Source organism: Neobacillus sp. YX16, assembly GCF_030123505.1.
Lineage (GTDB): Bacteria > Bacillota > Bacilli > Bacillales > Cytobacillaceae > Neobacillus.
Genome location: NZ_CP126115.1, coordinates 4252997 through 4265437 on the forward strand (window position 1 = coordinate 4252997; position 12441 = coordinate 4265437).

13 protein-coding genes are annotated in these 12441 nt (G+C 38.7%); 1 reads left to right on the forward strand and 12 read right to left on the reverse strand.

What is annotated here, in order from left to right:
- Positions 1–57: 57 nt before the first annotated feature.
- Positions 58–252 carry a twin-arginine translocase TatA/TatE family subunit gene (locus QNH48_RS20865; protein WP_045524138.1) on the reverse strand — a complete coding sequence of 65 codons (195 nt, stop codon included), beginning with the start codon at positions 250–252 and terminating at the stop codon, positions 58–60.
- A 309-nt stretch (positions 253–561) separates the two neighbouring features.
- Between QNH48_RS20865 and QNH48_RS20870 the strand changes: the two genes are divergently transcribed.
- A complete protein-coding gene (locus QNH48_RS20870) occupies positions 562–801 on the forward strand; it encodes a hypothetical protein (protein ID WP_283951847.1) in 240 nt (79 codons plus the stop codon).
- 63 nt (positions 802–864) lie between these two features.
- Here the strand turns inward: QNH48_RS20870 and QNH48_RS20875 are convergent, their stop codons facing one another.
- The 11 genes from QNH48_RS20875 to QNH48_RS20925 all read right to left on the reverse strand — a co-directional run bounded on the left by QNH48_RS20875 (position 865) and on the right by QNH48_RS20925 (position 12397).
- A complete protein-coding gene (locus tag QNH48_RS20875) occupies positions 865–1365 on the reverse strand; it encodes a dihydrofolate reductase (RefSeq protein ID WP_283951848.1) in 501 nt (166 codons plus the stop codon).
- The gene (locus QNH48_RS20880) at positions 1362–2156 is read right to left on the reverse strand and encodes a thymidylate synthase (protein ID WP_283951849.1); all 795 of its coding nucleotides are present in this window, start codon (positions 2154–2156) and stop codon (positions 1362–1364) included. Before QNH48_RS20880 ends, QNH48_RS20875 begins: the two co-directional genes overlap by 4 nt.
- Positions 2157–2241: 85 nt before the next feature.
- Entirely contained in the window at positions 2242–2946 is a 705-nt protein-coding gene (locus tag QNH48_RS20885; protein ID WP_283951850.1) for an anthrax toxin lethal factor-related metalloendopeptidase, read from the reverse strand.
- 216 nt (positions 2947–3162) lie between these two features.
- Entirely contained in the window at positions 3163–3741 is a 579-nt protein-coding gene (locus QNH48_RS20890; RefSeq protein WP_283951851.1) for a TerD family protein, read from the reverse strand.
- A gap of 61 nt (positions 3742–3802) precedes the next feature.
- Entirely contained in the window at positions 3803–4429 is a 627-nt protein-coding gene (locus QNH48_RS20895; protein ID WP_251635043.1) for a TerD family protein, read from the reverse strand.
- 165 nt (positions 4430–4594) lie between these two features.
- A complete protein-coding gene (locus QNH48_RS20900; protein ID WP_283951852.1) occupies positions 4595–5701 on the reverse strand; it encodes a toxic anion resistance protein in 1107 nt (368 codons plus the stop codon).
- A 4-nt stretch (positions 5702–5705) separates the two neighbouring features.
- Positions 5706–7343, reverse strand: coding sequence for a YceG family protein (locus QNH48_RS20905; protein ID WP_283951853.1), 1638 nt, complete (start codon positions 7341–7343; stop codon positions 5706–5708).
- A gap of 639 nt (positions 7344–7982) precedes the next feature.
- Positions 7983–8792: a hypothetical protein gene (locus tag QNH48_RS20910; RefSeq protein ID WP_283951854.1), complete on the reverse strand. Its 810-nt coding sequence runs from the start codon at positions 8790–8792 to the stop codon at positions 7983–7985.
- Complete coding sequence (locus QNH48_RS20915) at positions 8789–9910, reverse strand: cysteine protease StiP family protein (protein ID WP_283951855.1); 1122 nt, start codon at positions 9908–9910, stop codon at positions 8789–8791. Before QNH48_RS20915 ends, QNH48_RS20910 begins: the two co-directional genes overlap by 4 nt.
- 5 nt (positions 9911–9915) lie before the next feature.
- Complete coding sequence (locus tag QNH48_RS20920; protein WP_283951856.1) at positions 9916–11259, reverse strand: phosphoribosyltransferase family protein; 1344 nt, start codon at positions 11257–11259, stop codon at positions 9916–9918.
- Entirely contained in the window at positions 11201–12397 is a 1197-nt protein-coding gene (locus QNH48_RS20925) for an HpcH/HpaI aldolase/citrate lyase family protein (RefSeq protein WP_283951857.1), read from the reverse strand. Before QNH48_RS20925 ends, QNH48_RS20920 begins: the two co-directional genes overlap by 59 nt.
- Positions 12398–12441: the final 44 nt, after the last annotated feature.

Here is a 12441-nt window from a genome sequence, read left to right on the forward strand (position 1 = left end):
TTTTTATAGTTTAAAAGAGAATTGAAGAAAAAAAGGTGCAAGAAAGATTCTTACACCTTATTTAGTCAATTTTTGTTTTTCCTCATCGATATCTTTCATTACATCGTCTGTTAATTCACGAGTAGACTTTTTGAATTCCTTCAACGTTTGTCCAAAGGCACGACCGATTTCAGGTAATTTCTTAGGTCCAAAGATGATGAGGGCTAGAGTTAAGATAAGGATTAATCCTGGTATTCCAATATTTGAGAACATGCATTTACATCCCCTTTAGTTAATGATCTTTCTACTACGATTATAGTATTGATATACCGTTTTGAGTAAAATATACGAAATAATTCATATTAATTTCACATTATTTATGAAAAATTACCTAGATGTGAAATTTGGCATTTATATATGAACCTTTTCCTCTTAACAATTTACCAAGAACGACACATGAAGTCAATGTAAAATGGCATACTGAATTGTATAAATATTTTGATAATTAGACGTTTATTCGTTTATAATTTCATCAATAGGAACATATACTATTGGAAACTTAAATGAATGGATGTGATGAAGATGGAATTTTCACTCAGTAGTTTTGATGGGGCCCTGCCAGTAGAAGTCACCATCGATGAAGAAAACGGAAGGTACATGATTCGCAAAAGTGACCGAAGTGGGGAATACTTTAATAGCCCTAATGAATTAATTCAATGGGTGAAAGCTCATTTCCACGAGGAAGACTTCTGCCATCCAAATGAATTCAGAGGAATGCTTGATAAACTTACTGATTATGAATTAAATGGTGCATATTTTTAACACTAAAAGAAGCATCGTTGTCGATGCTTCTTTCTTTATGACGTAATACTTCAACCTCCTGAGTTAACGGCTACCTTTTTTGATGCGATCATAAATTCTATATTCGTACTTAAAAGGATTTTTCTCATCTTTTATTCCTTTTTCTGAGGAAACATGCTCCCACTGACGTTCATTGAACTCGGGGAAGTAGGTATCTCCCTCAAACTCTTCTTCAATATGTGTGATATAAAGACGGTCTGCGTATTCAAAAGTTTCTTTGAAGATTTCTGCCCCGCCAATCACAAAAATTTCATCATCTTGATTTCTGCAATATTCAACAAATTCCTCGATTGAATAGAAAATGGTCAGATCATTGCCCTTATAATCCAGCTGCCGCGTAATTACGATATTTTCTCTGCCTGGAAGAACACGTCCGATGGATTCATGCGTTTTCCTGCCCATGGCAATCGGGTGCCCCATTGTCGTTCGTTTGAAGAACTTTAAATCCTCTGGTAAGTGCCATGGCAATTGATTGTCCTTGCCAATGACTCTGTTTTCATCCATAGCCACAATAAAGGAAATCATACGGAGACCGCTCCTTTAATATGTGGATGTGGATCATAGCCTTCTAAAACAAAATCTTCAAATGCAAAAGAAAAAATATCTTTTACATTTGGATTTATTTTCACTTTTGGTAATGTCCGTAGCTCGCGGCCCATCTGTATATTGATTTGTTCAATATGATTTTGATAGATATGTACATCACCAAACGAGTGGATAAATTCTCCCGGCTCCAAGTCACATACTTGAGCAATCATCATTGTCAATAACGCGTAAGAGGCAATATTAAAAGGTACCCCAAGAAACACATCTGCAGAGCGCTGATACAACTGACATGATAATTTACCTTCTGAAACGTAAAATTGGAACAAGCAGTGACATGGTGCTAACGCCATTTTATCAATCTCTGCGACATTCCAAGCATTCACAATCAGTCTCCGGGAATTAGGATTCGTCTTTATTTGATGAATTAACTCACTAATTTGATCTACCGTCGTGCCATCAGCACCGGTCCATGAACGCCATTGATGTCCATAAACAGGACCCAGCTCCCCGTTTTCATCTGCCCATTCATTCCAGATTCGCACACCATTTTCTTGTAGGTAACGGACATTGGTATCACCGTTTAAAAACCAAAGCAATTCATAAATAATTGACTTTAAGTGAAGCTTTTTAGTCGTTAATAATGGAAATCCTTCTGCTAAATCAAATCTCATTTGATAACCAAAAGTACTAATCGTCCCAGTTCCAGTACGGTCTCCCTTTTGCTGGCCATTTTTCAAAACATGCTCACATAGCTCTAAATATTGCTTCAAAACTGACACTCCCCTTGTCTTACATATGTTTTTCATTTTATCATACCGAAGGCATAAGAATAAACCTTTCAGTTTACATGAAAGGTTAGTGAAGCTTCCTAATAAATTGATACGTAAGAGGTGCGACAGATTTTAATTGTTTATTTGTATCTTTATTTAAATGGTACATCGCAAACGTTTCTGCAAAATATTCCTCCACATGCAGGATGAAATAAGAGTTTCCAGGAAACAATATTCCTCTCTCCTCTTCCCAAATTAGTTGGAATTCATTATTTTTGCTTATGTTCTCGAAAACTAGCTTATCAACCGAATGTGCCATTTCGTGTAATTCTAAGTTTACGGAGCCATGCCCTTTACCTTTTTCGCTATGTCCTATTTTTACTAAAACCACCTGAGACCCGCCAATTCCCGGGACTGCATCCCACGTTGTTTGTGAATGATAGCCTCTTGGAATCTGTCCTGCTAAATATCGAGCTGTTTGGTTATCCGTTAATTTTCCTGTAAACAGCTTAAGCGTAATATCGTTTTGGTTGATTTTTTCGAGCAGCGATTCTGGCAGACTGGCCATTCTATTAATAATTCCGGCAGCTGCTTTTTCATCAAAAAGACTATTTGGTAATATAATCATTTGGTTTAGTTGTTCGAGGGAGTTTTCGTTATTTATCGATTGATAGAGTTCAGAGTTTCTTGGATATTCACCAAGTAAAATACTGTCAAATGAGGCTTTTGATGTGGTAATCATCGACATAAATAATCCGGCAATAACGGAGGAAATGACCCATTTACGCATATTATGATTCTCCTAGTAGTTTAATCCTATACTAGAATTATAACATGGTAGATGAGTTGAATAATTGGTAATTAGTAGGAACCTGAGGTAGAATTTCTAAGTGAAAATGGACATCGCAGATATATTTTCGAAGATACCTATTTTCATAACACCCAACCATAATATTTCCTCTTCTCATGCAAAAAGCTGCCCATATGGCAGCTTTTTGCGAAAACATCATACTTCTAGTCCATAATTACGGCAAAGTGAGGCTAATCCGCCTGAAAATCCGCTTCCGATGGCATTGAATTTCCATTCACCGTTGTGACGATATAACTCACAGATAACGACGGCGGTTTCAACAGAAAAGTCCTCGCCTAGGTCAAAACGGAGAATTTCACGGTTGGTTTCTTCATCAAATAACCTAGCGAAGGCATTGGAAACCTGTCCAAAGTTTTGGTTCCGCGAGTCTGCATCGTGAATGGTGACCGCAATCGCAATCCGGTGCACGTGCGAAGGAACCTTACTGAAATCAATACGAATTTGTTCGTCGTCCCCATCACCCTCACCTGTGCGGTTATCGCCTGTATGCTCGACACCTCCAGAAGTGTGAACCAAATTATTATAGAAGATAAAATCTAAGTCCTGCGTTACTCTGCCATTGACGTCCGTTAAAAATGCTGATGCATCAAGGTCGAAGTCGTTTCCGCCATTATAGCGATTTGTATCCCAGCCAAGACCAATAACAGCCTTTATTAATCCAGGATTCGTTTTTGTTAAATCAATACGTTGCCCTTTTGATAAATTGATGCCCAACTAGATCACCTCTTTAGAACTAAATATTGGAAGGAACAAGCAGGGCTTGTTCCTCGAGATATTAACTGTATGAACGAACTACTTCACTTAGGCTTGCTGCGGTTGTACCAGTACCTACTGCCGCGAACTTCCATTCAGTATTGTGACGATAAATTTCGCCAACCACTAAAGATGTTTGACCGTTGTAATCATCAGATAAGTTATAACGGATTAATTCGTTATTATTCGATGGGTTTACCACTCGAATAAACGCATTACGGATCATTCCGAAGTGTTGCTTTCTTTTTACACAGTCATAGATATTAACGACAAATACAAGCTTCTGCACGCTTTGTGGAACGCGGCTTAAGTCAACCATTACTTGTTCGTCGTCTCCGTCTCCATCACCTGTTAAGTTGTCGCCAGAGTGCTGCACGCTGCCGTCTTTACTCTTAAGATTACCGAAGTAAATAACGTCATTGTTGTTTTGAATTTTATCGTTGGCACCAAGCATGATAACGGAAGCGTCACAGTCGACATTGGCACCGCCTCCTGCTCCTCCGCCGCCAAACAATCCACCGAAGAGACCGCCGCCTCCGCTTTTACCGCTTTGAACTGGGTCCCAGCCCAATCCTACCATGATTTTAGATAATCCAGGATTCCCTTTTGTTAAATCTACTCTTTGACCTTTTTGTAAGCTAATAGCCATTTAATTCACCTCATAATAGAATTTTTTTATTGGCTGTGTCTAAGTAGTCTGTTGATTTCCACTCCGGGCGGTTCGGGGAGCCTCCCGCAGGAGTCTCGTGCCCTCCGTTCCAATCAACAGAGTGTAAAAATTACAATTAGCTTTAACACAGCACTTATATAACAATTAATATTGTTGTTTCAATTTTTTAAAGTTGTCCTGAAGCTGTTCTAACCGCTTTGTACCTTCCACACGCAAACGTTTGTTTTCTTCTTCAATGGCTCTTGTTTCCTGCATCCCTTTAATGATAATGTTCCAGGATTCTTCTATGGTCTCGATTTTAATGCTTGGACCACCGGCGAGCCTTGCAATATCTGTGCTTTGCTTAGAAATGTTTTGCGCATTTTTCAGCAGCATTTCGTTGGTACGGCGATCAAGCTCACTCATCGAATCCGCAACAAGCTTCTGTCTTTTTGCGGCAACTGCCTGAATAAGACCATTCTTAAAGATTGGAATCGTGGTTACGAAGGCGGAATTAATTTTTCCTATCAGCTTCGTATTTCCTCGTTGCAGCAAGCGAATTTGCGGAGCTGTCTGCAAAGAAACCATTTTCGCCATTTCAAGGTCATAAATTCGCTGCTCCAGGGCCTCAATCGAATTTTTTAGTGTATCTAATTGCATCGATGCAATCTGATCACCTGCAGCAACACGTGATTCCAGCTGCGGCAATTGATTGTTTTTAAGTTCTTCTACCTTCATTTCACCGGCAACCACATATTTTTCAAGGGTCATATAGTATTGATAATTTTGCTCATACATTTGCTCGAGCATTTTCGTGGAATCCACCATTTCATGCTGGTACTTTGAAATTTCCACGTATACCTTATCAATTTCAGAACCCATACTTTGGTATTTGCCAAAGACCTTTTCAATCATCTTTTCGCCCTTTTTAAAGAGCTTTCCGAAAAATCCAGTTGAGGTCTTTTGGAAGTCCTTTGGATCGAACTTATCCATAATTTTGGTCAGCTGTTTCAATAGCTCACCAGAGTCTTCAACCTTGGTGGTGCGCATATTGCCTAAGATTTGATCAGAAAAACGAGATATTTGAACGGCAGGCTCTTTACCGAATTCCAAAATTTTAATCTGGTCTCGTTCATCAATCGACCTTGCCAGATTCTGAACTTCTGTTTCCTTCCGAAGGGCAAGCTTAATGTCTGAAATCTTCGCTTCACTTAGTGCTTCATCTACGTTTTTCTCCATTAAGTTGGCAGATTGATTTTGTGGTAGATTCATTCCTTTAATCTCCCCTTAAATTTTTTAAGATTCCTTGAAAGAATTTTTTCTTCAACTTAAAAGGTTCTTTATATTCTAAATTAAAAACGACATCCTCAAGCCAGTGAGTGTCAAATAGACTATCCTGAAGAAAGTTTTCAATATCGTTATGACCTGGCGGGTTATACACGATAATATCAATTCCAAATTGGTTTAAAAGAAGAATAAGTGCTGCATCCGATCTTGATAGGATACCGCGAGACTCATTGTTATAAATAATTAGCTTCGGTACATGCTGAGAATAATCAAATTTCTCCATTAACTGGATAATCTCTTTTGGTGTAAACATCGCCTGACTAAATAAATAGATGCTTACCTCTTCCATGCTTTCCCCTGGTAACGATTTTAATCCCGGCTTTTCACAAATTCGCCGTATCGCATTGGCAATCCCTTTTTGTAAGCCAGTTGGCAAAAAGGAATACGGCCAATAATGGGCCTGCATCATGACTTCAGGATTTAACAATCCATCCCTGCCAAGCGCGTTACGGTAATGAAAGCGAAAATCGTTGGAGCTTGACCATGTAAACGGCAGCTGGCGAATCAATAAGCTATGATCGAATTCTGTAAGGTTTTGAATTCGATCCCAATACTCTTTACGATTTTTACTCACACCCTGTATTTTCGCAAACAAGGAAGGAATCTTCACCTGTCCAGTCTCTACCTCAAAACCTGGTCGAACCATTGCCATTTCTCTTCCGAGAATAAACAATTCGTCGTAGGTTGTTTTTAAGGTAATAGAAGATGGCGTGTAATCCCGTAACTGCCAGGGTTTATATAACCCAGAGCCCTCCTGATTGAGAATGGTCTCAATTTCCCTTGAAGCACGGTATGCGACAGTGGTTTGGCGATTTCTTCTCTCAGTTGGGAAAGGCTCGGCCTGTTTTTTGTTTGGAAAATGGTGTGTAAAGATTTCCTCTTCGAGATATCCTGCTAACACATCCGTGCCATCAGGATGAAAAATAACTAAGTCACAGCCAAGCTTCATTAAATAATAGACAAAATAAGGCTGACTTCTCTTCATATCGCCATACCAAAGGAATTTTGGCATTCCCTTTTGCAAGTCAATACTCTCTAATAAAGGATTTAGATGGTTCATCGACCATTTGATCAGGTCGACTAGAACCCTTCTTAGTTCATGATTTTTTAATCCGTCCTTTTCACGATGGGTAAAAAGTTCGAGTGTCCCAATCATGGCTTCCCTTACTTTTCGATGTATAGCTGGGACCTTTGACTTATACAGCAGCTGCTCACCATCAAGAAAAGCGGTGAACCGATTGATTGAAAGCTTTTGTTCTTGACCGATATTGAACACCTTTTGAATTGACTGAAAATGCTGATTATCAATATTTTTATTTAGTGAATTCTCACTTAATAAATGTAAGTCAAGGTCAGGTGTTGAAACATATTCAAAAAGCTGATTGTAATATTCATCACTGTCAATCGGAATTCCAAGGAATTTCCCCAGTACTTGCCCAATCTGAATAGTTCCCTTGTCTATCGAAAATTCAGGCCGTTCTGACATGGGCGTTTTCAGCATATCAAGCCAATTTTCATATGAAAGGGATATAGGTCGGACATTCATTTGGTTGTATGGTAAGTTCATTCATAATCCCTTCCCTCAAAAAAGCGAAAGATTTTTTATTCATTTGGCTGTGTTAAAGGTAAATGTAGATTTTAGAACTCTGTTGATTTGTGTGGAAGGCGCGAGACTCCTGCAGGAGGACGGGACAGGGGAGACCCCGCTTATCTCTTAGCGCCGAGGAGGCTTCCCGAACCGCCTGCGGAAAGCGAAGCGCCTGGAGCACAAATCAACAGCCCGATTTAACACAGCCATTCATTAGTAAAATTATGTAAGGGTATTCTTTACCATCATATCACAGTTAAATAATTGGTTCATTGTTTATACGAACATAATCGTAAAATGTTTCATTAATAATGTATCTTCCTCATTTCACCTTTTTCCCTGTCCTTACATATTATTGGAGTACTCACATATAAGTAGGTGACTTCATGAGGTTTATATATAAGCGGCCAAGAATGGAAGATGTTAGCGAGGAATTAAGTATCATTATGGAATTAATGGTCTCAAAAACCTTCGTTATGATCGATTTGTTCTGGTTATGCTTACTTTTCACACTGTTACTTTCTCCCGTTCTTGCCACTGTTAGTATGTCAGTTTTATTTTTTTGCGGTTCTTTTGCTCTGTTCAATTGTATCTATTTTTATTTCTTTTATCCTTATATTAAGAAAAGTTAGCTTTGAGCGATAATGCATTAAGGAAATGTTCGAGTATTTCTTCACCTGCAGTAACGCCGAGCTGGTTTGTCAGCGTAATATCAGCTGGTCCCATCACTTTAAGCAGTTCTCCATGGCTTGGGACGATTCGATAGGTGCAATTCTTTAGAAAATCCCAATCTAGAACAGAATCACCCGCGCCTGCCATAGCTTTCATTCCTTCTCGGTTACAAATAAATTCAAGTGCCTTCCCCTTGCTGATAGCGGTTGGAATAAAGTAGAGTTTTCTTCCTTGAAGGCTCATTTTCCAGCCATATTGCGCTGTAAGCTCACGGATTTCTCTCAGTTCAGATGGGGTCGGAAGACAATTTAATATATAATAAAAAAATAGATTTTCAGCCTGCTTTCTGTCCCCATCCAATGTAATTCCAGATCTTTTCAAGGCAGAAAGTAACTCTTCTTCAGGTGCACATCCATTCTTTAATTGAAAGATTAAATGTTCAGACCAATCCTCTAAGTGTTCCCCTTTATACAATATATGAGCTCCATTTGCCGTAATCGCATAAGTCAAGGGGATTTCTTTTTCAAATATCACAAATCTATTAAATTGTTCCGTCGTTCGCGTTGTTACGGGTATAAACAAGCTGTGCGAACTGACTACTTTTAACATAGAAAAAGCAGCTTCTGTCATATATCCAATCCAGGTTCCCTTATGGAATTCAACCGGCTTTAACTTAATGTTCTCCGGGATACCAAATTCTTCGAGTGCCCGATTGGAATACATGAGTGTTCGATCAAGATCTGATGCTGTTATCATTGGCTAGTCCCCTTAAACGATTTAATTAAGCCCATGCATAAATAATTCATTTGCGGATATGCAACGACCTCAACATTTTTTTCTTCAGCGAGCATGAGTATATGTTTCACAAAAGGGCTGGAAGGATCACGCATTAGGATTTTCCATGGGACTCTTCGGAGAAGGACACGTGTGGTCTCCCCGACTCCTGGTTTTATATAATTCGTACTATCAATCACAAATTCTGCTTGGATAGTTTTAACATCCTGCATACCCAAAAATTCAGTTTTAATCTCTTCTTTTGCCCTTTGTATAGCGGCTTTCTCAGCCTCGTCCATAATGGCTGGAAATTCAGCTGCAATCAATTCGATATATTCATTAGAGACATCACTAGATAGAAGCTCCCGGTAATATTTAGCGCCGTGAAAATCATTTTTTCCAATATATTGTGTGTTTAGTACAGTCCTACTAACAAGACCTGAGACGGTCGAATTTAAACAAGCACTCGGTATCAGAAAATCCTCCCGTGTGCCAAAAAGAGTGGTGCAATACCCTGGATCGGCAATTACAGCAAGTTTATCATCAAGGCTGATTTGATACTTTTCTCCAAACTCCTGGCATGCTTTGGTAAGTTCTATTGAAATGGCTCCTTTTCCTGTCCAGCCATCCACAAATTGAATATTTGCTTCAGGATGTTTAGCGAGGATATAGTGAAGTGCATTTTCATCTATTCCTCTATCACGAATAATAGAAATACTATAATGTGGTAAAGAGACGCCGTACCGTAAATGAATATATCTTTTAATCAGAATTCCAACAGGAGTCCCTGCTCTAGCAAGCGATACAAGAATGGCTTGTTTCCCTTTAAGGCGATAGATTTGCTCCGCTACAATCCCAACGCATAAAGCTACCTTTGTTTTATATTCACTGGTGGTATTCCAAAACAAATCTACATATTCCTTTGGCGGCTGGTATTCAATCGGCAGTGATTCACTGTAATGCTGACCAGATTGAACTCTCAATTCCCGATTTACGGTAGAATCCTCGAGATCAATAACACTTAAATCCTTTAATAGAAAAAGAACATCTTCCTCAGAATAGCTTCCCATTTTCGCAGGCTGATTGGTTATGATTGACATTCTTTTCACCCCAATGAATGTGAGAAAAAGACGATTTTAATCGACTTTATCTGTAATTTTTCTACTTGTTTTAAGAATGGCCTAAGGTTTTCAGCAGGTACTTCTCTTTCTAAAAAAACAAATAATTCGTCATATTCTCCGGGCGGAATATTGTATACGAAATGGGCAACATCCTGGTCCTCTGGATTAGGAAAACTGATTCCATGTCTTGCCCCATAGCCTTCTATATCTTGAATATAGATGGGACTTCTAGTCGTGGATTGATAGAAAACATTACTTCCCATTTCCGCAGCCAATTTCATTGGCATATACATGAATTCCCCAGTTCCTAAACAAAGAGTTTTTCCTCCCGTTCTGTGCTGTCTTAACACAGCAGCTGCATCACTTATTTTCTTATGAAGTACTTTATTATCATGGCTATCTGTCCCAAAGCGGCCTGTTTCCTTGATAAGAGGAGTTGAATTATTAATTGAGGTACAAGTTTTATCAAAGAAATCAGATAATGAGACTTCTTCAATAGACAGTTCAATTCCTTGATACGTAAGCGGCTGCTCTTGTTCTTGAAGCTTACCACTCTCTTCAACTTGAACCTCTCCACTTATCAAGCTCACGATGTTAATCGTTACCCCAAGTGTTTTTTCTAACTGTGCAAACTGTTGTTTGTTTTCCGCTGAACGCCAATCCAAAATTGATACAACAGTATATTCCTTCCTAGGAAACTGGGCATGGATGGATTGAATAATATTGATGGCTGTTTTTCCCGTGGTCATTTCATCATCAACTAAGATAATTTCACGATCATTATTGATCATGTTGAGCGGAATATAGCAGCGATGCGAGGTAGCGTGAGAATGCTCTTCTTCAAAGGTTATACAAGGTGTTAAACTACTTATCTCTTCTCGCGTCGTGTGAAAAAACTCTGCACCTTCAAAGCAATCAAAAAAAGCGTGCCCAAGTGCGGTAGCAGTCTCAGCGAATCCGATAACTACCGGGTTAACAGAGCTAGGGATAAAGGCTTTACTTTGAAACTGTGATTCTTTCTGAATAAAAGTGTTTATTAATTCTTCTGTAACCTGAGCATTCAATCCTTTGATTCTTTCTGCATAGCTTGCTGCAAGTAATGCGGCTGTTAACAGACCTTTTTGTGGATGAATGGGCAAATGCTTTCCAAGAACTTTACTGACAAATAAAAACGAACGTTTTTTATTAATTCTTGCTGCCATTGTAAACAGGTCGTCAAGAGGCAACTGATAATGGTTAGCAGTTACTTCAATATCAACGTTAATACTGTCAAGAATTGTATACGTATACGTCTTTTTTGATAAGGTCGATATTTGTGTATCCTTCATGCAGCACCCCGTAAAGCTGAGATTTTAATAGAATTTTTCTTGCCCAAAATAAATGGGGCTTAATTTCATTCATCTTATTGGAAAAATTACTCTTTTTCACACCAATTTCACCGTTTGCCGCTTCAACAATCGAACAAGCATCGATGTATTCTTCGTATGTTACAACATTGAGGGCCTGGACTGCTTTAATATGGGTAGGATGAATAATTGTTTTTCCCGTTAGCCCATTGGCAATGTCCATTAAGACCTCTCTGATAAGACCGTCCAAATTTTGGTCAATTAGTTCAGCACGCCATTTCAAACCTTCGTCACCATATCGTTCGCGAAAAGGAGTTTGCCTTAGCTGTGGTTTTAACATTCTTGGTTTCGAGTTGAAATACTCCCAGACCGGTCCTGAAATCACATAGGGGCTTTCCGATCGTTGAAAAACATTAATAATATCAGCAATGCAATCTCGTAAAACAGCAATCTCGTAGACCGTGGTATCTACACTTCTACGAATTCCATATAACCCGCAGAAATCTGTAGCCCCAATTCGAACATTCAAAATATTATTCTTATACTGATCCAGGAGATGTTTAATCGACATTAATTCGGTCATTCTTGTTTCTTTTTGTATTATTTTATCACTTTCAAGAATAGGCATGGCATAAAAAGGCTTGTATTCTGTATGTATATTTGCAACCTCAGCTAATAAAGCTTCACCAGATTCCGTATTAAATTTCGGTAAAACCACTCCCGTTAACAATCCAATCGCATTCCCTAATTGTTCCTTGATTCTTTTAAGCTGCTCTATATTCCGAATTCGGATAAACATAAGAGGTAAATCGTCAATCGTTAAATATTTTTTGTTGATTTCACCATATAGCTTAAGCAATTCCTCTACTAGCAATACTTCCGCTTTTTCAACTTCAATATCGCCAACAGCATCCTCAAGATCGATAACGAGCGAAGTTAATCCTTCATGCTTTTTTGAGAGGAGGTCTTGATGAATGTTTGGACGAGTTGCCGGCATATATAGCGTTGCACCTAGACCATAAGATAAAAGCTCCCGATCACTGTACTTGTTAAAGTCCTTAGGACTTTGAAAAAATAATGCCTTAAGCTCATTTTCATAAAAATAAGTAAAATACTTCATTCTAAATGACTCCTTTAATAAAAAAGAATGGGGACTGACTTTCG